The sequence below is a fragment of the Xanthomonas indica genome (genome assembly GCF_040529045.1).
In the GTDB taxonomy this organism is placed as follows: Bacteria; Pseudomonadota; Gammaproteobacteria; order Xanthomonadales; family Xanthomonadaceae; genus Xanthomonas_A; species Xanthomonas_A indica.
Map to the genome: position 1 here is coordinate 2,423,427 of NZ_CP131914.1, position 22,825 is coordinate 2,446,251.

Genomic DNA, 22,825 nt, shown 5'->3' on the forward strand with positions numbered 1-22,825 from the left:
TGGCGGCGCTCTTTATCGCGATGCCTTGGTGCAATCGCCGTCGTTTTTAGCCGCCAGGTTGCGTGGAGTACCCGCGAGAATCCTCACCAAGATAAGGCTTCATCTCGCAGACGCCAGCCGCCGCAATATTTTGCATGGGCTCGTCGAGCTGGATAGCGAAAGGATTGGAAAGAGAATCTTGTTTCTCAAGCTTGCCATCTTGAATTTTCATCACAAAACTCCTTTTTCTAGATGTCGTCATGTGGCGACGAGCAGAAGCTAGCACCGCGCCCATGGCAAGACAAGTTTTTATGGGTGCAATGGTTTCATGTGAAACATATGAAACTGGGCGTTTCAAATGCTTCTCTACATTTATGTGCGAATGACGCCTACACGCGCTGTTGATTGCCTTGAGGTGGCGCCGGACAAGGCCGGTATGGCAGCGGGGATGTTATACGTGCCAACGAATGGTCATTGGTGCTCCGAAAAGAGTATCGACGCGCGCTCTCCACTTTTCTGATGGAATTCTAGGGGCGCTCCAGCGGGATGCGCGGCGGCTGCACTGGGTCCAGTGCGTTTGATTGCTCAGCGTGACCAGCAGGTCTTATCGCCGTCGTTGTCAACTACGACTCAAGATGCGCGCGCCGATGGGTGAACCGGTCGCGTCGCGGCTCGGGCGACGCAGCCGCTCAACGCACCCCGTGCATCATCCGCCGCAGCAGCGGCGCGGCAAGGAAGGCAAGGACGCCGCAGCCCACGCCGATCCACAGCAGTAGCCAGAACAGGTGCGCGTACTTGGCCGCGGCGTCGGCGATGTTGAGGGTCTGGCCGTCCGGGACCTCGATCGCGGCGAGCTTGCCGAACAGCGCCGCCAGCGCCTCGGAGAATGCTGTGGCCAGAAACCAGGTGCCCATCATCAGGCTGACCACCCGCGGCACCGCCAGTTGCGTCACCGCCGACAGGCCGACCGGCGACAGGCACATCTCGCCGGCCTCCAGCACGAAGTAGGCCAGCACCAGCCACCACACGCTCGCCATCTGTCCGGTGACGCCGACCTGTTGCGCGGCCAGCGCCAGCGGCACGAAGGACAGGCCGGCCAGCAGAAGCCCTAACGCCGATTTGGCCGGCTTGGACGGCTCGCGCCCACGCCGCGCCAGCCATGCCCACAGCGCGGCGAACAGCGGTGCCAGCAGCACCAGAAACAGGGCGCCCAGGTAGGTCAGGGAGCCGGCGGTCTGCGGCAGCACCAGGCAGTCGCGGATCAGGAACAGCAGCATCAGGGCGCTGACCCCGACGAACAGCAACCGCGGCGCCGACGAGCCGGGGCGCCGGTCGGACAGCGAGGCCGCCAGCACGAAGCCCAGCGGCGCCAGCAGCAGCGAGGCGATCGACCAGGGCAGGGGCGTGCCGCCGCGGATCACCAGCGACGGCACGATGTCCTTGGTCATCAACCGATCGGTGAAGGTGACCCACGAGCCATAGGTCTGCTCGTACAGGGTGAAGTACACCAGCGCCATCGCGATCAGCACCATCAGCGCGATCATCTGCTGGCGCTGCACCGGGGTGCACTGGGTGCCGGTGAACCAGGCGAACCACAGCATCACCGCGCCGAGCACCAGCAGCATCAGCAGCAGGGCCAGGGAGATTTCCCCACCCAGGCTGAAGGCGCCGTTGGCCGCGGCCCACATCAAGGCGGCCACCGGCAACACGCCCAGCACCGCGCAGAGATAGATCGCCCATTCGCGCGGCACGCCGAGCACGCGCTCGCGCAGCAGCGCCGGCTGCGCCGGTTCGGCGTGGCCGTGCAGGTATTTCTGGCCCCACAGGAACATGCCCAGGCCGAGCAGCATGCCGATGCCGGCGGCGCCGAAGCCGTAGCGCCAGCCGTAGGCTTCGCCGAGAAAGCCGCACACCAGCGAGGCAAACAATGCGCCGAGGTTGATGCCGGCGTAGAACAGCGAGAAGCCGGCGTCGCGGCGCGGATCGTCGGCCGGGTACAGCTTGCCGACGATGGTGGAGATGTTGGGCTTGAGGAAGCCCACGCCCATGATGATCAGCGCCAGCGACAGGTAGGTCACGCCCAGGGATGCGGTATCGCGCACCACCTCGCCGTTGATCCTCGTGGCGGCGTGACCCTCGAAGGCCATGCCGATGTGGCCGAGCACCAGCAGCAGGCCGCCGAACACCACCGCCTTGCGCATGCCCAGCCAACGGTCGGCGAGCAGTCCGCCGAGCACGGGCACGCAGTACACCAGGCCGCCGTAGGCACCGAGCAGGTCCAGCCCGGCGTCGTCGCCGAACAGGTGGTACTTGGTCAGGTACAGCAACAGCAGGGCCTTCATGCCGTAGAAGGAGAAGCGCTCCCACATCTCGGTGAAGAAGCAGACGTAGACGCCCTTGGGATGGCCGAGGAAATCGTCGCGCGCGTCGCGCAGCGGCAGGGAGGACACGGACACGGCGGCTCTCGGTGCAGGAAGGCAGCGGCGGAGTATAGGGGCGCCGGCGCCCGCTCGAATGGCGGTGCGCGGCATGGAGGGTTCGGCCTGGGGCCGTACCCTCACCCCAACCCCTCTCCCGGTGGGAGAGGGGCTCTTGCTGTTCCTTCTCCCATCGGGAGAAGGTGCCCCGCAGGGGCGGATGAGGGTCGGGCAGGGCAGTCAATTGCGGGGGCGCGGCGTGCCGCCGGACCCTCACCCCAACCCCTCTTCCGGTGGGAGAGGGGCTAACTGCTGTTCCTTCTCCCATTGGGAGAAGGTGCCCCGCAGGGGCGGATGAGGGTCGGGCAGGGCAGTCAATTGCGTGGGGCGCCGCGTGCCGCCGCACCCTCACCCCAACCCCTCTCCCGGTGGGAGAGGGGCTAACTGCTGTTCCTTCTCCCATTGGGAGAAGGTGCCCCGCAGGGGCGGATGAGGGTCGGGCAGAGCAGTCATTGCGGGGGCGCCGCGTGCCGCCGGACCCTCACCCCAACCCCTCTCCCGGTGGGAGAGGGGCTCTTGCTGTTCCTTCTCCCATTGGGAGAAGGTGCCCCGCAGGGGCGGATGAGGGTCTGGCAGGGCAGTCAATTGCGTGGGGCGCCGCGTGCCGCCGCTCCCTCACCCCAACCCCTCTCCCGGTGGGAGAGGGGCAACCATCCGCCCCTGAGCGCTGCTACTTCTGCGAATCCCTAATCCCAACTCCCCAATCCCCGCCCCCCAGGCATGTGCCACAAGCTGGGTGCCATTAGGCTGGACTTGCCCGGCCCCAGACGCTAGCGTGCAAAGCGTTTTTGTCGTTTCAGGGGTAACCATGAACAATGCTGCCGCGCCGCGCCAGCTCACGTTCCGTGCCGTGGTGCTGGCGATCGTGCTGGCCGTGGTGCTGTCCGCCGCCAATGCCTACCTCGGTCTGTTCGCCGGCCTGACCATCGCCACCGCGATTCCGGCGGCGGTGGTGTCGATGGGCGTGCTGCGCCTGCTCGGCGGCGGCACCATCCTCGAGAACAACATCGTGCAGACCGGCGCCTCGGCCGGGTCCTCGATCGCGGCGGGGGTGATCTTCACCATCCCGGCGCTGGTGATCATGGGCTACTGGCCGGACTTCAAGTACTGGTGGGTGCTGGGCATCGCCGGCATGGGCGGCCTGCTCGGCGTGCTGTTCTCGGTGCCGCTGCGGCGCTCGATGATCGTCGAGGATCCGCTGCCGTTCCCGGAGGGCAAGGCCGCCGCGGAAGTACTCAAGGCCGGCGAGAATCCCGGGCCGGGGCTGAAGATCCTCGGCCTGTCGGCGGCGATCGGCGGGCTGGTCAAGCTCGGCGCGGCCAGTGGCCTGAAGGTGATCCCGGATACCTGGGCGCAGGCCGCGTACATCGGCAGCAGCAAGATGGTCGGCTATGTCGGCACCAATCTGTCGCCGGCGCTGCTGGGCGTGGGCTACATCGTCGGGCTCAACGTCGGCATCGTGGTGCTGTCCGGCTCGATCCTGTCCTGGCATCTGGCCATCCCGCTGTACCAGCAGTTCTTCATGGGCTCCGATCCGGCACTGGCGCAGAGCCTGGCCAATGCGCCGGCGGCCGAGGCCGCGTTCGGGATCTGGGCGGCCAAGGTGCGCTACCTGGGCGTGGGCGCGATGCTGATCGGCGGCGTGTGGACGCTGTTCTCGCTGCGCAAGTCGCTGCTGTCGGGCGTCAAGAGCGGCTTTGCCGCCGCGCGCAAGAGCACCGGCGGCGCCGCGGTGGCCGAGACCGACCGCGACCTGCCGATGAAGTGGATGCTGGTGGCGCTGCTGCTGTGCACGCTGCCGCTGCTGGGCCTGTACCAGGCCATCGTCGGCCAGTGGCACGTCAGCGTGCCGATGACCATCATCATGATCGTCGCCGGCTTCCTGTTCGTGTCGGTGTCCGGCTATCTGGCCGGCCTGATCGGTTCGTCGAACAATCCGGTTTCCGGCATCACCATCTCCACCATCCTGTTCGCCTCGGCGGTGCTGGTGCTGCTGCTCGGGCGCGATTCGCCGATCGGTGCGGTCGCCGCGATCATGATCGGTGCGGTGGTCTGCTGCGCCGCCGCGGTCGGCGGCGACAACCTGCAGGATCTGAAGGCCGGCTACCTGGTCGGCGCCACCCCGTGGAAGCAGCAGCTGATGCTGGCGATCGGTGCGTTCTCGTGTGCGCTGATCATGGCGCCGGTGCTGAACCTGCTCGCCCAGGCCTACGGCATCGGTGCGGCCACGCCGCAGCATCCCAATGCGCTGGCGGCGCCGCAGGCCACGCTGATGGCGTCGGTGGCCAAGGGTCTGTTCGGCGGCGAACTGCCGTGGACCATGATCGGCATCGGCGCCGGCGTCGGCGCGGCGATCATCGCCCTGGACGAGTGGCTGAAGAAGACCGGCAAGCGCTTCCGCGTGCCGGTGCTGGCCGCGGCGATCGGCATCTACCTGCCGCTGGAGCTGATGGTGCCGATCTTCCTCGGCGGCCTGCTGACCCATCTGGTCGAGCGCTTCCACAAGATCCGCGCCGACGACGAAGAGGGCCGCGACCGCGTGCACCGTCCGGGCACCCTGTTCGCCGCGGGCCTGATCACCGGCGAGGCGCTGATGGGCATCGCCATCGCGGTGCCGATCGTGGCCTCCGGTCGCGCCGACGTGCTGGCGCTGCCGGAGGCGTTCCACCTCAACCAGTGGTACGGCCTGGCGCTGCTGGCCTTCGTCGGCTGGCTGCTGTACCGCACCGGCCGCAAGGGCGACGCCGCGGCCGCGCCGCGCGCGTAACCGGCGCAACCGCCTCCCGCAACGCAACATCCGAAGCCCGGCCCCGCGCCGGGCTTCGCGTTTGCGGCCAAGAGCCGCTGCGCGTGCCGATCCCATCAGCGCTCGCCGGCTGCCCGCGGCACGTGCATCGCGTGGGCCAAGATCGAATCGTGCCCAGCTGCGTACGCTGGCCGCTGGCCGCCTCACCGCCGGCACCAGCCTTTGTACCTTGCCGGCCCAGCGCATCGCGCGGTCACTCCCGATCCAACGCGCATCCCAGCCGCGCGCAGGACTACCACTGTCCGTCATCGGCCAGCGCGGATCTCCGTAGCCCCAGCCGAGCCAGCGCCTCGCTCTTCCCAATCCCCAATCCCGATTCCCCATTCCCGGCTCCTCCATGACTTCAGTCCTTTGCGCCACGCCCACCACGGACCCTACCATCGACGTTTTGCCGTGTTCCGGAGACACCCGATGACCCTGCGCTACGCCTTGCTGCCCCTGGCCCTGCTGACCGCGCTGCCCGCGCTGGCCGCCACCCGCGGTTTCGATGTCCGCGACATGGTCGCGCTGGATCGGGTGTCCTCGCCGCTGCTGACGCCTGACGGCGGCACGGTCGTCTTCGCCAAGCGGCAGATGGACAAGGCGCTGGAGAAGTCCAGCACCAGCCTGTGGCTGCGCGACCTGCGCACCCGCGATGCGGCCCCGCCCAAGCGGCTGACCCCGGACGGCTGGAACGTCAACTCGCCGGAACTGTCGGCCGACGGCAAGACCGTGTACTTCCTCAGCGCCAAGTCCGGCCGCCAGCAGCTATACGCGTTGCCGCTGGCCGGCGGCGCGCCGCGCCAGCTCACCGATTTCGCGCTGGACGTGGACAGCTACCACGTCGCCCCGCAGGGCGACCGTGTGGCCTTCAGCGCCGGTGTGTTCCAGGACTGCGGCTCGGACCTGGTCTGCACGCAGAAGCGCCTGGACGCCAAGAAGCAGTCCAAGACCAGCGGCGTGGTGTTCGACCAGTTGTTCGTACGCCACTGGGATACCTGGAACGACGGCCGCCGCAACAGCCTGTTCGTCGCGCCGCTGCCGACCGGCGCCAAGGCCAAGCCGGTCGCCGGCGCCTCGGCGATCAGCGTGACCCTGGCCGGCGACATCCCCTCCAAGCCGTTCGGCGGCGGCGAGGACTACACCTGGGCGCCGGACGGGCAGTCGCTGGTCGCCAGCGTGCGCGTGGCCGGCCGCGAGGAGCCGTGGTCCACCAACTTCGACCTGTACCGGCTGGATGCGGCCGGCAAGGCCGCACCGGTCAACCTGACCGCGGCCAATCCGGCTTGGGACGCCGGCCCGGTGTTCTCCGCCGACGGCAAGACCCTGTACTACCGCGCGATGAAGCGCCCCGGCTTCGAGGCCGACCGCTTCGGCTTGATGGCGATGGACGTGGCCAGCGGCAAGAGCCGCGAGATCGCCCCGCAGTGGGACCGTTCCGCCGGCGACATCGTGCTCTCGGCCGACGGCAAGACCGTCTATACCACCGCCGACGACATGGGCCAGCATCCGCTGTTCGCGGTCGACGTGGCCAGCGGCAAGGTCCGCACGGTGGCGGCCGACGGCAGCGTCGGCGCGCCGGTGCTGGCCGGCAACACCCTGGCCTTCACCCGCAACAGCCTCAAGAGCGGCGACCAGATCATGGTCGCCGACGCCGACGGCCAGCAGCCGCGCGCCATCACGCCCAGCGCGGGCGAGATGCTCCCGGACGTGAAATTCGGCGACTACGAGCAGTTCTCGTTCAAGGGCTGGAACAACGACACCGTGCATGGCTACGTGGTCAAGCCGTACAACTACCAGGAGGGCAAGACCTACCCGGTGGCGTTCCTGATCCACGGCGGCCCGCAGGGCAGCTTCGGCAATGGCTGGAGCTATCGCTGGAACCCGCAGACCTATGCGGGGCAGGGCTACGCGGTGGTGATGATCGATTTCCACGGTTCCACCGGCTACGGCCAGGCCTTCACCGATGCGATCAGCCAGCACTGGGGCGATCGCCCGCTGGAAGACCTGCAGAAGGGCTGGGCCGCGGCGCAGAAGCAGTACGGCTTCCTCAACGGCGACAAGGCCTGCGCGCTGGGCGCCAGCTACGGCGGCTACATGGTGTACTGGATGGCCGGCAACTGGAACCAGCCGTGGAAGTGCCTGGTCGACCACGATGGCGTGTTCGACAACCGCATGATGGGCTACGCCACCGAGGAACTGTGGTTCAGCGAGTGGGAGAACGGCGGCACGCCGTGGCAGAACCCGGCCGGCTACGAGAAGTTCAACCCGATCCTGCACGTGGACAAGTGGAAGGTGCCGATGCTGGTGATCCATGGTCAGCAGGATTTCCGCATCCCGATGGAGCAGGGCCTGGCCGCGTTCGGCGCGTTGCAGCGCAAGGGCATCGAGTCCAAGTTCCTGTACTTCCCGGACGAGAACCACTGGGTGCTGAAGCCGCAGAACAGCCTCATGTGGCACGACACGGTCAATGGCTGGCTGAAGCAGCATATCGGGCAGTGAGGGGACCTGGGGCTCGGGTTTCCGGGCCCCTTTTCGGTCATGGCCCAGGTCCCGGGATTGGGGATTGGGGATTCGGGATTTTCCGCGATCCCGGTAACCCGATCGCCCTTGTGGGAGGGGCTTCAGCCCCGACGCCTTATCGCTAAAGCGTCGGGGCTGAAGCCCCTCCCACAAAAAACAGGGTGCTTGCAGTCGCGTCCGTCCTGCGAAGTCGCCGCATGCCGTTGCGCTGTTTCGATCTTTGTTTCACTTCCAACTCTCAACTTCCAATCTCCAACCGCGAATCCCGAATCCCGAATCCCAGCCCACTGCCTAATGCCCTCGACGCCCCTGATCACCAACGACATCGTCATCTTCGGCCTGATCGCTGCCACCCTGGGTGCGGTGTTCTGGAGCGCGGCGCGGCCGTCGGGATTCTGGAAGCGCTTCTACGGCATCGTGCCGGCGCTGCTGCTGTGCTACCTGATCCCCGGCATCTACAACACCGTCGGCCTGATCGACGGCCAGCACAATTCGCTCTACAACCCGGTCGCGCGCGATGTGCTGCTGCCGGCGGCACTGGTGCTGCTGACCCTCACCGTCGACCTCAAGGGGATCCTGCGGCTGGGGCCCAAGCTGGTGGCGATGTACCTGGGCGCGTCCTTCAGCATCATGCTGGGCGCGGTGGCGGCGTTCCAGATCATGAAGTGGCTGCACCCGGTCACCGTGGCCGGCGACACCTGGGCCGGCATGGCGGCGTTGGCCGGCAGCTGGATCGGCGGTGGCGCCAATATGCTGGCGATGCGCGAGGTGTTCCAGGTCGATGCCACCACCTTCGGCCAATTCGCGGTGGTCGACGTCGGCGTCGGCTACGTGTGGATGGCGCTGCTGATCTTCCTGGCGCAGCGTGCGCCGGCCATCGACGCGCGCACGGGCGCCGATACCCGCGGCATCGATGAGCTCAAGCAGCGCATCGCCCAGTTCCAGGCCCAGCACGAACGCGTGGCCAGCCTCACCGACCTGATGCTGATCGTCGGCGTCGCCTTCGGTGCGGTCGGCCTGGCGCATGCGATCGCCACGCCAGCGGCGGCGTGGTTCGACGCCAACGTCAGCTGGGCCAAGCAGTTCAGCCTCGGCTCGCCGTTCGTGTGGGTGGTGGTACTGGCGACCACCTTCGGCCTGCTGCTCAGCTTCACCCGCGCGCGCACCCTCGAGGGCGCCGGCGCCTCGCGCATCGGCACGCTGCTGCTGTACTTCCTGATCGCCTGCATCGGCATGCAGATGGACCTGCTGGCGCTGTTCGACCGGCCCTGGATCTTCGCGCTCGGCCTGATCTGGCTGATCGTGCACATCCTGTTGCTGTTGGCGCTGGGCAAGCTGCTGCGGGTGCCGTTCTTCTACTTCGCGATCGGCTCGCAGAGCAACGTCGGCGGCCCGGCCTCGGCCCCGGTGGTGGCGGCCGCGTTCCATCCGGCGCTGGCACCGGTCGGCGTGCTGCTCGGCACGATGGGCTACGCCACCGGCACCTATCTGGCCTATGTGGTGGGCATCGTGCTGCGCGCAATGGCCGGCGCCGGCTGAGTCGCAGCGGCGTTAAAGTCGGCCGCCGCCTGCTGCGGCGGCAACTGCGGCCGGTGTGAGGTTTCGTGCTTTGGCGCGTATTACCTCGATGACCTTGCTATCTGGACCGCCATGTGCCGAGGCTGTGTGGCGACAGCGTTGACACTGCCAGCCTTTCGGGAAATTTCTGCTACTGGCATCTTTCTGATTTTAAGTTGCTTCAGGTGGATTCGTCCTGTTCATTTTTGTAAAGAACTGCCATCATTGCGTTGCCGGCGCGGAAGCTCGGCTGAAACTATTGAGGATACGCGTCAGTTTCGATTTTTGGTCGCGCGCTTGCCGGCATTCGATGGCTAATTAAATAATCTGGAGTGGTGATGAAAGGGATAGTGGGTATTGCCTGTGCTGTGCTTGCGATGGCGTCTTTTCAGGCGTCGGCGATCGGTTCCCGATTTGCGAATTATCAAACGACAACGGTTGTGTCGTCTTCGAAGTCATCTCCTGCGGGCGGTGAGACGATCACCATCACCGGCAAAGTGACAGCCTCGGCCTTGGGTGTCTTTGTCGGCAATCCGATCGCGGGAGAAGATATCGGTGGACGAATCAATCTATTTGTGAATGGGGTTTCGATCGGCCAAATGAAGGTTGGCCGTAACAATACCGGGGTGGTGGGGAGGGTGACGGAGCTCGATAATGGTTGCTATCTTGCAACACAAGATCCGGCTCGCTGTACTTATTATTTTTATTATGCGCGAGAAGCCAGTTTTTCGATGAGCTATACGCTTCCTGCTCAGTTCGACAGCGTCACGATCACGGCTAACTTCACCGGCGATTCGAACTTCTCGAAATCCTCTGCGTCTGCCCAGGTCACCCTCAAAAACATGCCCGTCTTCGGCATGATCAAAGGCATGGGCAACAAGTGTCTCGATGCGGAAGGCGGCGGAACCGCGAACGGTACTGCGATCCAACAGTACGATTGCAATGAAAATGTGCAGCAAATGTGGAGCGTGGTGTCCGGTTCCGGTTACATCCAGGGCGTGCCGAGTGGTCTTGTCCTGGATGTGAGGGATTACGGCACGTCCAATGGCAGCGAGCTCCAGTTGTGGGGCGGCCTGGGTGGTACAAACCAGCAGTGGCGCTTCACTAATACAGCAATCGTGGGGATCGGCGGCAAGGTTCTAGATGCTGTCGGACAATCCAGCAGTAACGGTACCCGGTTGCAGATGTATTCGTCACTGTCGAACGCAGGTCAGACTTGGAACTATGACCCGATTTCTGGTCAGATCCAGGGCATCGGCGGTAAATGCCTGGATGTCGAGAACGGTTCGACTGCGGACGGGACTGTGGTGCAGTTGTGGGATTGCACCGGGGTTCCTCAGCAGCGTTGGGAAATGGGAGAGCGCGGTACTTTGCGTTACGGTGGCAAGTGCCTTGAGTCCGCGAATGGCAGCGCTCAGGACGGTAATCCCGTCCGCCTATGGACCTGCAATGGTGGTGCGCATCAATCCTGGCGTCTGCTGGGTGAAATCCGCAACGTGGGCAGCAATCGCTGTCTGGCGGATCCGGGTCGCGGCACCACGAACGGTGCGCGTACCTACATCTGGGAATGCAGTGGCGATGTAAACCAGAAGTGGGATTACTCTTCGTACTGATTGCCTGAACTAGAAGGCCCGGGAATTCCCGGGCCTTCTTTTTACGAGCGCCTCCTGGTCGGCTCAGCGTGCTCACATGTATCACGCCTAATACAAACGGCAGAACGATCGCTTGGCGCTGCCAAAGCCTGCGCGGGTCCATTTCCATCGGCTTGGCCCCCAGAACGCGGGCTTGATGTTCGCCCGCTCGAACCGTCCCGACGTCTCGGTTGGACAACGTGACGCGCTCTTCAACTGTAAGCACTGCGAGCGGCTACTGCATCGCCACGCTGCGTTGCCGTTCTTCCTGCTGGTGCGGCGGCGCCTGCAGGTTCTGCTGCTGCAGCTGGCCGACGTTGGCCTGCGACGGCTCGTGGGCTGCGGCGGCGGTCTGCACCTGGCTGCGCAGGTGCGCCGGGTTTTCCGGCTGCCCCTGGACCGCGAACAGGCGATCGCCATCGCGGCTGGGCAGGACCTGGTCGATGCGCTGCAGGCCGTCCTGGCCGGCACGCGCGGCGACGCTGGCGGCGGTGTTGAGAAAGGCCGCATCGTCGTGCAGGCCGAGCCGGTCGCGCTGCCCGTCCAACTGGACCACCGCGTCGTTGAACAGGCGGCTGCCGGTGGACAGCGTGCCGGATGGCGCCTGGCCCTGCTGCTGCGCCAGGTCCTCGGCCTTCATCACCGAGTCGATGCCGTGCAGGTCCAGGCGATGCTTGAGCATCATGCCGGGGATCAGGCGCTGGCCGAACGAGAGCGGGTCCGGTTCCGGCAGCTGGATCTGGCGGCCGGCGGCGTCGGGCATCAGGCCGCGGGTGAGCAGGTTGTCTTCCTGCAGGTAGGTCAGCAGTTCGTTCTTGACGTGATAGCCGCGAATCAGCCCGTCGGCGGCATAGGCCTTGGCGGCGTCGGCGTCCAGGCCTTCGCGCTCCAGGGTCTTGTTGTTGACGCCGGCGGCATTGAAGGTCACCGCGGGCACGTCGTTGACCATCGACGAGGCCGCGGCCAGGCCGCCGCCCAGCGAGTGTCCGGAGATCAGCAGATTGTCGCCGAAGGCCTGCTTGGCCTGGCTGCCGAGCTGGATCGCCGAGGCGTATTGCGCGTCGGAAAAGCCCAGGCCCTGGCCGAGGTTGTGCTTCCAGTCCTTCAGTTCGTCGGTGCCGCAGAACCCCAGCACCACGTTGCCCTGCGGGTTGCGGTAGAACGCGGCATCGAAGCCGCTCTTGGCGTCGTGCTGCAGGCTCGGATCGATGCCGGCGCGCTGCAGCGCGGCGTCGTCCATGCGCGACCAGCCGTCGGGCAGCGCGGCGAAGGTCTCGGCGCCGCCGGCGCGGCGCTCGGCCGCGGTGTGGTAGAGGTCCTGCAGCAGCGGCGGCAGTTGCCGGTCCACCGCCTGCGGCTGCTGGCCGCGGACGGACTCGGAGAACGCGGTGGACGGGTCGGACGGGGAAAGATCGCTCTGGTTCATGCGCGGCTCCGTGCGAGTGTGGCGACCGACCGCATCAGCGGGTCGCTTCCAGGGGGATGGCGTGAGCGCTCAGCCAGTCGCGCACGGCGTTGCGGGTCTGTTGCGCGCTGGCGTTGAGCAGGCGCTCGGGCGTATTGAAGAAGTACGCCTGGAACGTCTTGCCCTGGGCGTTGCGCAGGCTCGGGTCGACCCCGGCCTGCAGCAGCTTGGGCACCCAGGGATTGCCGGCGCTGCTCTGCGCGGCCAAGTGCAGCAGCGAGTTACCGGTGGCGTCGACCCGCTTCGGATCGGCGCCGGCCTTGAGCAGCATCTCGATCTGCGCATCGCGCTTGCTCTGCACGGCGCGGAACAGCGGCGTCCAGTTCGCGCGCGCGCTCACCGGGTCGACCGGGGCGCCGTGCTGCAGCAGGATCTGCAGGTACTGCGGGTCCTTGGCCATGGCCGCCATGTGCACCACGGTTTCCTGGTCCATGCCCGGCAGCGACGGGTCGGCACCGGCGTCGAGCAGCGCCGCCAGGGCGCGCGGCTGTTCGTTCCAGATGGCCCATTCGAGCAGGGTGACGTGCTGGTCGCCGTGCGCGGACAGGTCCGTGCTGGGCGCCAGGGCGGCGATGCGGGCGACGTCGCCGCGCGCGATGGCGGCGGCGATGTCGGCGAGTGCGGGGTCGCGGAACGCGACCGAATGATCCTGCAGCGAGGCTGACATGGCGGAATGCTCCTTGGCGCCGGACTGGGCGGCGCAACTGACCGAGAAGAACAGCGAGGTCGCGAGTGCGATCAGGGCGGGGACGGGCGTACGCATGCAAGGCTCCTTTCCTGTTCGCGGTCCTGGATGACGGCGCGTGTCCTGGCGCCGTTGCCGATGCTAGCAGCCGATCGCCGGGGTTTCGCGGCAGTTTTGTGACGCGGTCTGCGGATCTTGGGCGGCGTCGTCTCAGGTGGTCGTTGGTTTAACCGGAAACCAACGTTTGCCGGACAGCTGCCGCTGCGATGGGTGGCGGCGGCGAACGGGCAGGGGGCACGCACAGGGCGCGCGGGGCAGTGCTGCATGCATGTACGTTGCATGCGCCCGCTACGTCCCGGGATCGGTCGCGCTGCTGCGGCTGCAAGCGCCACACAGGCGAGGGACATGTGCACAGCGGCATAATGGGCGTTTCCCCACAGGAGCGCGCGATGACGGCGACCCCCTTCGACCTGTTGATCAGCGATTGCGACGGCGTGCTCGTCGACAGCGAAGTGCTGGCCGACCGGGTGATGCTCGACGCACTGGGCGCCTATGTGCCGCGGGTCGAACTGGAACAGTTTCTCGCCGGCAGCTTCGGCCTCACCGCGCAGGAGATCGTGCAGCGCGTGCAGCGGCAGTACGCGTTGGACCTGCCGCCTGGCTTGTACCAGGATATCCGCACGCGCTCCGAAGCGCTGATCGCCGCGGAAGTGCAGCCGATCGACGGCGTGCGCGAGGCCTTGCTGGCATTGCCGCTGCCGCTGGCGGTCGCCTCCAACAGCATGCGCGAAAGCGTGGTCGCCTCGGTGGCGCGCGCGGGCCTGCGCGAGCGTGTCGGCGAGCGCATCTTCAGCGCCGACATGGTGGCGCGGCCCAAGCCCGAGCCGGACGTGTACCTGCTGGCGGCACGCACGCTGGAGGTGGCGCCGGAACGCTGCCTGGTGATCGAGGACAGCGCCACCGGCGCCAGCGCCGCGCTGGCCGCGGGCATGACGGTGATCGGCTTCACCGGTGCCGCGCACATTCCCAGTGGGCACGCCGCGACCCTGCGCCAGCTTGGCGTGGCCGCGGTGATGGAGCACATGTGTGAGCTGCCGCAGACCTATGCGGCGTTGGTGCGCGCCGCGGCGGCCTGAAGAGCCGGGATTGGGGAATCGGGATTCGGGAATGGGAGTAGCCCCGCGAGTGCGTGGCATCCGCGTGCTTCTCCGTAGGAGCGGCTTCAGCCGCGACGCGTTACCGGTAATGCGTCGCGGCTGAAGCCGCTCCTACAACGGCGCCGCTGGCACTGCTGCCCGAACGTTGGCCGCCGTCTGTGATCAGCTCAGAACCCTGATTGTCCGAAAGGGCGACGAATCCTGATCCCGCTCCAACCCCGGCGCTCAACAACGAAACGGCGATGCCTGTCGCCAGGCATCGCCGCGTTCTTCAGCACGTTGGCCGCCGTGTGATCCGGTCGAATGGTCAGGCGCCTTCAGGCGCCCGCCACCAATCCCCAATCCCGACTCCCCACTCCCGGCCTTTCAACAACAGCGAAACCCGCTCTTGCCGCCGTAGCGCGCCTCCTGGCGCTCGCGGAAGAAGGTCTTGTAGTCCATCGGCTGCTGGTCCGGATGCTTTTCCAGCATGTGCCGCACGTAGTTGTCGTAGTCGGGGATGCCGCAGCACAGGCGTGCGGTCTGCACCAGGCGCCGCCACAGCCGACGGTGCGCCTGGTACTGCCCGATCGGAACCAGTGCGCCGCCCATTACAGGTCCGCCATCTGGTGCGGCTGCAAGGCCACGTACGGGGTCTCGCGGTCGCTGCGCTGCGGAGTGCGGCGGGCGACGAGGATGGTCTTGATCGCGTAGACCAGCACCGCGAACACCACGCACAGGAACAGCACGGTCAGGCCGGTGTTGACGTAGGCGTTGGTGACGATCTGCTGCATCTGCGCCACCGACTTGGCCGGTGCGGTGACGGTGCCGCTGGCGATGGCGTCCTGGAACTTGTGCGCCTGCGCCAGGAAACCCTGCGACGGGTTGGCGTCGAAGATCTTGATCAGGCCGGCATAGGTGGTGCAGATCAGCAGCCACACCGCAGGCACCGCGGTCACCCAGGCGTAGCGGTCGCGCTTCATCTTGAACAGCACCACCGTGCCCAGCATCAGCGCGATGCCGGCCAGCATCTGGTTGGAGATGCCGAACAGCGGCCACAGCGTCTGGATGCCGCCGAACGGATCGACCACGCCGGTGTACAGCAGGTAGCCCCACAGCGCCACACAACCGGCGGTGCCGATGATGTTGGCGGTCCACGACTCGGTCTTCTTCAGCGCCGGCACGAAGTTGCCGAGCAGGTCCTGCAGCATGAAGCGGCCGGCGCGGGTGCCGGCGTCCACCGCGGTGAGGATGAACAGCGCCTCGAACAGGATCGCGAAGTGGTACCAGAAGGCCATCATCGCGTCGCTGCTGTTAGGGATGGCCTGGTGCAGGATCTGCGCGATGCCCACCGCCAGCGTCGGCGCGCCGCCGGCGCGATGCAGGATGGTGGGTTCGCCGATCGCCGCGGCAGTGGCGGTCAGCTGTTCCGGGGTGATGGTGAAGCCCCAGGTGGTGCTGATGTGGTGCGCGGCGGAGGCGACGTCGGCGCCGATCACCGCGGCCGGGCTGTTCATCGCGAAGTACACGCCCGGGTCGATGATCGAGGCCGCCACCAGCGCCATCACCGCCACGAACGATTCCATCAGCATGCCGCCGTAGCCGATGTAGCGCATGTGCGACTCGTTGGCGAGCAGCTTGGGCGTGGTGCCCGAGGAGATCAGCGCATGGAAGCCGGACACCGCGCCGCAGGCGATGGTGATGAACAGGAACGGGAACAGGCCGCCCTTCCACACCGGGCCGTCGCCGCTGGCGGCGAATTGGGTGAGCGCCGGCATCTTCAGCTCCGGCATCACCACCAGGATGCCGATCGCCAGGGCGATGATCGTGCCGATCTTGAGGAAGGTCGACAGGTAGTCGCGCGGCGCCAGCAGCAGCCACACCGGCAGCACCGAGGCGACGAAGCCGTAGCCGATCAGCATCCAGGTGATCTGCGTGCCGGTGAAGGTGAAGGCCGGGCCCCAGGTCGGATCGGCGGCGACCTTGCCGCCGAACCAGATCGCCGCCAGCAGCAGGATCAGCCCCACCACCGAGATCTCGCCGATCTTGCCCGGGCGGATGTAGCGCATGTACACGCCCATCAGGATCGCGATGGGCATGGTCGCGATCACCGTGAACATGCCCCAGGGGCTTTCCGCCAGCGCCTTGACCACTACCATCGCCAGTACCGCCAGGATGATGATCATGATCAGGAACGCGCCGAACAGGGCGATGGTGCCGGGCACCTGGCCCATCTCCTCGCGCACCAGGTCGCCCAGCGAGCGGCCGTTGCGGCGGCTGGACAGGAACAGCACCATGAAATCCTGCACCGCCCCGGCGACCACCACGCCGACCACCAGCCACAGCAGGCCGGGCAGGTAACCCATCTGCGCGGCCAGCACCGGCCCGACCAGCGGCCCGGCGCCGGCGATGGCGGCGAAGTGGTGACCGAACAGCACGTGCTTGTTGGTCGGCACGTAGTCCAGGCCGTCGTTGTTGAGCACCGCCGGGGTGGCGCGGGTGGGATCGAGCTGCATCACCTTGTCGGCGATGAACAGACTGTAGAAGCGGTAGGCGATCAGGTAGATCGACACCGCGGCCACCACGATCCACAGCGCGTTGATGTGTTCGCCGCGGCGCAGGGCGATGGTGCCCAGGCAGAACGCCGCCAGGATGGCGAGTGCGGCCCAGGCCAGCTTGGAAAACCCTTTCATGCAGAACGCTCCCCCACGAGATGCGTGCAAGGGTCGCCCCGATGGCGTGGGGGGTCAATGGTGGGGACGGCCACGGGGCTAGTACTTTGGTCGTAGACAGCCCTGGCGATGCCCTTTGCGGCACGGATGGTCGGCGCGGCGCTTGAGTCCCTCTCCCGCCGGGAGAGGGGTTGGGGTGAGGGTACGGGGGGCGAAGCCCCTCGCAAACCCAGGTTGCGCTGCCGGACGCCGCACGAGGCTGCGCCCGGACCCTCATCCGCCCCTTCTGGGCACCTTCTCCGGGGGGAGAAGGGGATTCACGGCCTTGAACAGGAGAAGGAGGCGTCAGGGCGCTCAAGCCCCTCTCCCCTCGGGAGAGGGGTTGGGGTGAGGGTACGGGGGCGAAGCCCCTCGCAAACCCAGGTTGCGCTGCCGGACGCCACACGAGGCTGCGCCCAGACCCTCATCCGCCCCTGCGGGGCACCTTCTCCCGGAGGGAGAAGGGGATTCATGGCCTCGAACAGGGGAAGGAGGCGTCAGGATGCTCAAGCCCCTCTCCCCTCGGGAGAGGGGTTGGGGTGAGGGTACGGAGCGAAGCGCTCGCAAGACCCGCCTGTGCCACCAGACGCCGCACGAGACTGCGCCCGCACCCTCATCCGCCCCTGCGGGGCACCTTCTCCCGGGGGAGAAGGGGGGGCGCCGCGGGCGATGGAACGATGGGTTGCGCCGGGCGCGGTTGGTCGCGGCGGCGGTGGCACCCATGGTGGGGATCTCATCAGGAGATCGTCCCATGACCGCTTCCACCACCGTGGTCCCCGCGCGCATCCTGCGCGCCATCCGCGGCCACGCCACCGCCGACGGCGATGGGGTCAAGCTGACCCGCGTCATCGGTGGCGGGGCGCTGCCCGAGCTGGATCCGTTCCTGCTGCTCGACGAGTTCGGCACCGATCGTGCCGAGGACTACATCGGCGGTTTCCCCAGCCATCCGCACCGCGGCTTCGAGACCGTCACCTACATGCTCGACGGGCGCATGCGGCACAAGGACAACCACGGCAACGAGGGCCTGCTGACCCCCGGCAGCGTGCAGTGGATGACCGCCGGCCGCGGCCTGGTGCATTCGGAGATGCCGGAGCAGGAGCAAGGGCGCATGCGCGGCTTCCAGCTGTGGGTGAACCTGCCGGCGCGCGACAAGATGACCGCGCCGCGCTACCAGGAGTTCTCCCCCGAGCGCATTCCGGTGGTGCAGCCGGCGCCGGGCGTGACGGTCAAGGTGATCGCCGGCCAAGTTGGCGAGGTGAACGGCCCGATTACGCAGCCGGCCACCGATCCGCTGTATCTGGACATCGCGCTGGACGCTGGCGCGTCCTGGGCATTCGAGTTGCCGTCCGGACACAACGCCTTCGCCTACATGTTCGAGGGCGAGGCGGCGCTGGGCGAGGGCGAGGCGGCGCGCATGTTGCCCGCGCAGACGCTGGCGGTGCTCGGCGGTGGCGACCTGCTGCAACTGCAGGCCGGCGCGCAGGGCGCGCGGCTGATCCTGGTCGCCGGTCGGCCGTTGCGCGAGCCGGTGGCGCGGCACGGGCCGTTCGTGATGAACACGCGCCAGGAACTGATGCAGGCCTTCGTGGATTTCCAGGAAGGGCGCTTCTGAGGACGTGATTCGCAGCGTCGCTGGTGCGAGGGTTTGCTTGCTCGTAGGAGCGGCGTCAGCCGCGACACGCGTTCCCGTGAACCGCTGTCGCGGCTGACGCCGCTCCTACGTCATGTCTCGGACCTGTGGCCTTAGCGCTCCAGCGCCAGGCTCGACTGGCGCATGTCCAGGCCCTGCACCAGCGACTGCAGGGTCTGCAGTTCCTGGGTGTCGGCGGCGTCGATCCACACCTGCGCGAATTGACCCTTCTTCAGTTCCGCCACCGCGATCCGGCGCGAGGCCAGGCCCGGCAACTCCGCGCCGCCGATGTCGGGCCGGTACCAGTACACCTGCTCGCCGGCGATGGCGCCCTTTTCCTCGCGCAGCGCGCGCTGCAGCGGAATGTTCGGGTCGCGCGCGGTGAGCATCATGCCCAGCACCTGACGGCCGTCGGCATCGCTGGCGCGGCAGACGATGAAGCCCTTGTCGCTGCGCTCGCTCCATTGCAGCGTGCTCTGCGGCGGCAGCGGTGGGCAGTTCTGGGCCTGCTGCGCGGTGGCGGCAGCGGCGGGCAACGCTGCCGCAGCGGTGAGCAGCGCCTTGCGCAAGAGTGTCTTCATTCGCGATGTTCCCCATACGCCGCGATGCGACGCGTTCGATCCATACGCACGCCTGTGGCGTCGTCTGCGGGAGCGCCCATCCTGTGCGGGATCCCGGCAGTGCATCCCCCGACGCAGTGCGTGTCCCGTGTGCGGCCACGCGTACCCGGCCGCGTCTGCACCATAGCCCAGCGCAGCCGCGCTGACAATTGGGATGCGAATTCCGGAATATCCGCACGCGCAGTATGGCGTAGCGGGACCCGCCTCGCTGCGCCGACACGCAGCTCTTCGCGGGCATGCGGCGCGGCGGACGAGGGACGGGAGAGGGAGCGATGGCGACCGCGCGGGCCGCTTGCCTGGCTGCCCGCCGAGGTGGCGCTCGGGGTCTCAGCGACCCGGTTCGGGCAGCGGGATGAATTCCTGGTCGTCGCCCGGGATCGTCCCGAAGCGGCCCTCGCGCCAGTCCTGCTTGGCCTGCTCGATGCGCTCCACCGAACTGGAGACGAAGTTCCACCACAGGTGGCGCGGGCCATCCAGCGGTTCGCCGCCCATCAGCATCGCCTTGAGCGGGGTCTTGGCGCGCAGCCGACCGCGCGCGCCCGGCTCGGGCAGGACCAGGTGCCGCGCCGGGATGTCCACGCCGTCCAGTTGCGCCTCGCCCTCCAGGATGTACAGCGAGCGCTCGGCGTGGCCGGCGTCCAGGTCGAGTTCCGCGTCCGCGTCCAGGTCCAGGGCCACGTTGAGGGTGTCGGCGAACACCTTCACCGGCGATTCCTCGCCGTAGGCGCGGCCGGCGATCACCCGCAACCAGGCGCCGTCGCGACGTTGCTGCGGCAGGCTGGCGGCGGCGTGGTGGTAGAACGCGGGCGCGGTTTCTTCCGCCGATTTCGGCAGCGCCACCCAGGTCTGCATGCCGTGCAGCGGGTGCGCATGCTCGCGCAGCGCGGTCGGCGTGCGTTCGGAGTGGGAGATGCCGCGCCCGGCGGTCATCCAGTTGACGTCGCCGGCGCGGATCACCTGGTCCGAGCCGAGCGAATCGCGGTGGCCGATCTCGCCGGACCACAGGAAGGTGACCGTGGCCAGGCCGATGTGCGGATGCGGGCGCACGTCCACGCCGTGCCCGGGCTCGAACACCGCCGGTCCCATGTGATCGATGAAGACGAAGGGGCCGACGCTGCGCGCCTGCACGCTGGGAACGGCGCGGCGCACTTCGAAGCCGCCGATATCGTGGACGCGGGGGGCGATCAGGGTGGGCATGCGGGCGCTCGCAGTCGCAAAAACGGAAGCGAAGCTTCGCATGCGCGACGGCCGCGGTGCGGCGCCATGGCAAGACGCACTGTCCCGCATGCGCTCATGCGCGGCAGGCCGATCCGCGATGCATGCGCGCTATGTCGCGCGGTTATGCCGGCGTCCCGGAATCGCATAGTGCGAAGTGCGCGCGTGTCTTGTCTGCGACGCGGCGGAGGGCCTGTGAATAATCGGCGCGCGTCGTGGCCGGTCATGCGCGCGCGCGACCGTGGCGCTGCATCGATCCCTCTTCCCCCGAAGGAGCACACGCATGAAGAACGTCGCATCGAACATCCGCTGTCGCCGCCCCGTCCGGGCGCGCCTTGGCCTGGTCCTGCTCGCAGGCGCAGCGCTTGCGGCCCAGGCGCAAGGCGTGCCGGACATGAACGTGCCCACCGAGATCGTCAACGATCTGTGGGACGCGAAGGCCTTGCTGGTCACCGGTGGACAGGGCGCCGGCTGTTATGCGGTGGCCAACGGCCATCGCATCGCCGGCCCGACGCTGCGCACCAATGTCCGCTACACGGCGATCGGCATGTCGACCGCCAATTGCGCCGCCGCCAGCGGCATCGCCGGCGTCAATCTCCAGTTCCTCGCGCGCCCGCGTCCGGCGGGCATGTACATCCAGATCGTCGACACTGGCATCAACATCAGCAACCGCTGAGCGACGCGGCTGCCGGCCGCAGCGCCCGGTTCAGAACAGCGATCGGGTGTCCGCGGCCGGCGCCGGCATCTCGCCGCGGCGCGAGGCCAGCCGGTCGGCCAGCCGGGTCGGTTCCGGCAGGCGGTAGCCGCGCAGGTAGCGCTGGGTCCAGTGCAGCGCGCTGTCCACCGCCACGCGGTGGCCTGGCGAGACGATCAGCGGATTGCAGCGCAATTTGCTGCGCAGCGCCCAGCCGACCACTTCGCCGCGGTGCACGATGGGGCTGTGGTCGCCGGCCTGCGCGCCGGGTTCCTCGAAGCGGCCAGCCAGCAGGGTCTTGGCCACGCCGATGCTGGGCAGCCCGGTGACCACGCCGAAGTGCGCGGCGATGCCGAGCCGGCGCGGATGCGCGATGCCCTGGCCATCGACGAACACCAGGTCCGGGCGTTGCCGCAGCAGGCCCAGCGCGGCCAGCAGCGCCGGCAGTTCGCGGAAGCTGAGCAGGCCGGGCACGTAGGCCATCGACGTGGGCACGCGGGCGATCTCGGCCTGGTGCAACTGCAGGGTCTGCGCATCGAGCAGCACCGCGGCGGCGCGGGTGACCTGGCCGTCGTCCTCGAAGCCGACGTCGAAACCGGCCAGCCAGCGCGGCGGGTCGGGAACCGCGTCCTGCAGGCTGACCTGGTGCGCCAGCGTCGCCTGCAGCGCACGCGCCTGCACGATGCTGCCGTCCCAGTCGCCGAACACGGGGTGCGTGGAAGTCTCCATGCGTTGATGATCGCGCTGCGGTCGTGGCTGGGGTGTGGAGGGCCGAGATTGGGGATTCGGGATTGGGGATTCGTTGATGGCGCTTCCCGCGCGGCTCTGGCGATCAGGTGGCGCTTGGCCGCTTCACTTGCTGGAGAACCAGGCCCTTGCGAATCCCGAATCCCGAATCCCCGCCACCAGCTACAATCCAGGGCTGCACCATCCACGCATCCCCCAACGGAGACCGTCGCAGTGACCCGCAAACTCGTACTGTTGCGCCATGGCCAGAGCCAGTGGAACCTGGATAACCGCTTCACCGGCTGGGTCGATGTCGACCTGACCGAGCAGGGCCGCCAGGAAGCCGTGGCCGCCGGCCGGCTGATGCGCGAGGAGGGCCTGCAGTTCGACGTCGCCCATACCTCCGTGCTCAAGCGCGCCATCCACACCCTGCAGGGCGCGCTGAAGGAACTGGACCAGGACTGGTTGCCGGTGCACAAGAGCTGGCGCCTCAACGAGCGCCACTACGGCGGCCTGCAGGGCCTGGACAAGGCCGAGACCGCGGCCAAGCACGGCGAGGACCAGGTCAAGATCTGGCGCCGCTCCTACGATATTCCGCCGCCGCCGATGGACGCCGAGGATCCGGGCCATCCGCTGCACGATCGCCGCTACGCCACCCTGGACCGCAATGCGCTGCCGGCCACCGAGTCGCTGGCGACCACGCTCGAGCGCGTGCTGCCGTACTGGCACGACGCCATCGCGCCGCAGCTCAAGGCCGGGCAGACCGTGCTGGTCACCGCCCACGGCAACTCGCTGCGCGCGCTGTACAAGTACTTGAACGACGTGTCGCGCGAGGAGATCCTCGAACTCAACATCCCCACCGGCATCCCGCTGCTGTTCGAACTGGACGACACCCTGCAGGTGCAGTCCTACCGCTACCTGGGCGATCCGGAAGCGGCGAAGAAGGCAGCCGAGGCGGTGGCCAATCAGGGCAAGGCGAAGTAAGCGCCCG

At 67.5% G+C, this 22,825-nt stretch carries 17 protein-coding genes; 8 read left to right on the forward strand and 9 right to left on the reverse strand.

Annotation, left to right across the window (positions count from 1 at the left end; all coding sequences use genetic code 11):
• Positions 1-46: 46 nt before the first annotated feature.
• Together Q7W82_RS10505 and Q7W82_RS10510 are read right to left on the reverse strand one after the other, a co-directional pair.
• Positions 47-211, reverse strand: a complete 165-nt coding sequence (locus Q7W82_RS10505; RefSeq protein ID WP_242156848.1) for a hypothetical protein — start codon at positions 209-211, stop codon at positions 47-49.
• A gap of 457 nt (positions 212-668) precedes the next feature.
• On the reverse strand, positions 669-2,429 hold the full coding sequence (locus Q7W82_RS10510; protein WP_242157006.1) for an oligopeptide:H+ symporter: 1,761 nt from the start codon (positions 2,427-2,429) through the stop codon (positions 669-671).
• Between the two features lie 835 nt (positions 2,430-3,264).
• On the opposite strand from Q7W82_RS10510, the gene Q7W82_RS10515 reads away from it, so the two are divergent.
• The 4 genes from Q7W82_RS10515 to Q7W82_RS10530 all read left to right on the forward strand — a co-directional run bounded on the left by Q7W82_RS10515 (position 3,265) and on the right by Q7W82_RS10530 (position 10,934).
• The gene (locus tag Q7W82_RS10515) at positions 3,265-5,223 is read left to right on the forward strand and encodes an oligopeptide transporter, OPT family (protein ID WP_242156850.1); all 1,959 of its coding nucleotides are present in this window, start codon (positions 3,265-3,267) and stop codon (positions 5,221-5,223) included.
• Between the two features lie 450 nt (positions 5,224-5,673).
• Positions 5,674-7,743, forward strand: a complete 2,070-nt coding sequence (locus Q7W82_RS10520) for a S9 family peptidase (RefSeq protein WP_242156852.1) — start codon at positions 5,674-5,676, stop codon at positions 7,741-7,743.
• Positions 7,744-8,058: 315 nt separating this feature from the next.
• Positions 8,059-9,303, forward strand: coding sequence for a DUF819 family protein (locus Q7W82_RS10525; protein WP_242156853.1), 1,245 nt, complete (start codon positions 8,059-8,061; stop codon positions 9,301-9,303).
• Positions 9,304-9,659: 356 nt separating this feature from the next.
• Entirely contained in the window at positions 9,660-10,934 is a 1,275-nt protein-coding gene (locus tag Q7W82_RS10530) for an RICIN domain-containing protein (protein WP_242156855.1), read from the forward strand.
• Between the two features lie 253 nt (positions 10,935-11,187).
• Here the strand turns inward: Q7W82_RS10530 and Q7W82_RS10535 are convergent, their stop codons facing one another.
• Positions 11,188-12,378, reverse strand: coding sequence for an XVIPCD domain-containing protein (locus Q7W82_RS10535; RefSeq protein ID WP_242156857.1), 1,191 nt, complete (start codon positions 12,376-12,378; stop codon positions 11,188-11,190).
• A gap of 34 nt (positions 12,379-12,412) precedes the next feature.
• Positions 12,413-13,180: an ankyrin repeat domain-containing protein gene (locus Q7W82_RS10540; protein ID WP_242081216.1), complete on the reverse strand. Its 768-nt coding sequence runs from the start codon at positions 13,178-13,180 to the stop codon at positions 12,413-12,415.
• Between the two features lie 371 nt (positions 13,181-13,551).
• Here Q7W82_RS10540 and Q7W82_RS10545 point away from each other — a divergent pair, with 371 nt between their 5' ends.
• On the forward strand, positions 13,552-14,238 hold the full coding sequence (locus tag Q7W82_RS10545; protein ID WP_242156859.1) for an HAD-IA family hydrolase: 687 nt from the start codon (positions 13,552-13,554) through the stop codon (positions 14,236-14,238).
• A gap of 387 nt (positions 14,239-14,625) precedes the next feature.
• Here Q7W82_RS10545 and Q7W82_RS10550 read toward each other — a convergent pair whose 3' ends face one another.
• Together Q7W82_RS10550 and Q7W82_RS10555 are read right to left on the reverse strand one after the other, a co-directional pair.
• Positions 14,626-14,850, reverse strand: coding sequence for a CstA-like transporter-associated (seleno)protein (locus tag Q7W82_RS10550; RefSeq protein WP_242156861.1), 225 nt, complete (start codon positions 14,848-14,850; stop codon positions 14,626-14,628).
• Positions 14,850-16,931, reverse strand: coding sequence for a carbon starvation CstA family protein (locus Q7W82_RS10555; protein ID WP_184502464.1), 2,082 nt, complete (start codon positions 16,929-16,931; stop codon positions 14,850-14,852). The genes Q7W82_RS10550 and Q7W82_RS10555 overlap by 1 nt, the downstream gene beginning before the upstream one ends.
• A 769-nt stretch (positions 16,932-17,700) precedes the next feature.
• Between Q7W82_RS10555 and Q7W82_RS10560 the strand changes: the two genes are divergently transcribed.
• Positions 17,701-18,561, forward strand: coding sequence for a pirin family protein (locus tag Q7W82_RS10560; RefSeq protein ID WP_242156863.1), 861 nt, complete (start codon positions 17,701-17,703; stop codon positions 18,559-18,561).
• A 131-nt stretch (positions 18,562-18,692) separates the two neighbouring features.
• On the opposite strand, the gene Q7W82_RS10565 is transcribed toward Q7W82_RS10560, so the two are convergent.
• A complete protein-coding gene (locus Q7W82_RS10565; protein WP_242156865.1) occupies positions 18,693-19,160 on the reverse strand; it encodes a hypothetical protein in 468 nt (155 codons plus the stop codon).
• Positions 19,161-19,526: 366 nt separating this feature from the next.
• Positions 19,527-20,396, reverse strand: a complete 870-nt coding sequence (locus tag Q7W82_RS10570) for a pirin family protein (protein WP_242156867.1) — start codon at positions 20,394-20,396, stop codon at positions 19,527-19,529.
• Between the two features lie 301 nt (positions 20,397-20,697).
• Between Q7W82_RS10570 and Q7W82_RS10575 the strand changes: the two genes are divergently transcribed.
• Positions 20,698-21,090 (forward strand): hypothetical protein, encoded by a 393-nt coding sequence (locus Q7W82_RS10575; protein ID WP_242156869.1) that lies wholly within the window; start codon positions 20,698-20,700, stop codon positions 21,088-21,090.
• 30 nt (positions 21,091-21,120) lie between these two features.
• On the opposite strand, the gene nfi is transcribed toward Q7W82_RS10575, so the two are convergent.
• Positions 21,121-21,837 (reverse strand): deoxyribonuclease V, encoded by a 717-nt coding sequence (gene nfi, locus Q7W82_RS10580; protein ID WP_242156871.1) that lies wholly within the window; start codon positions 21,835-21,837, stop codon positions 21,121-21,123.
• A gap of 231 nt (positions 21,838-22,068) precedes the next feature.
• Between nfi and gpmA the strand changes: the two genes are divergently transcribed.
• Positions 22,069-22,818, forward strand: coding sequence for a 2,3-diphosphoglycerate-dependent phosphoglycerate mutase (gene gpmA, locus Q7W82_RS10585; protein WP_019798779.1), 750 nt, complete (start codon positions 22,069-22,071; stop codon positions 22,816-22,818).
• Positions 22,819-22,825 lie beyond the last annotated feature (7 nt).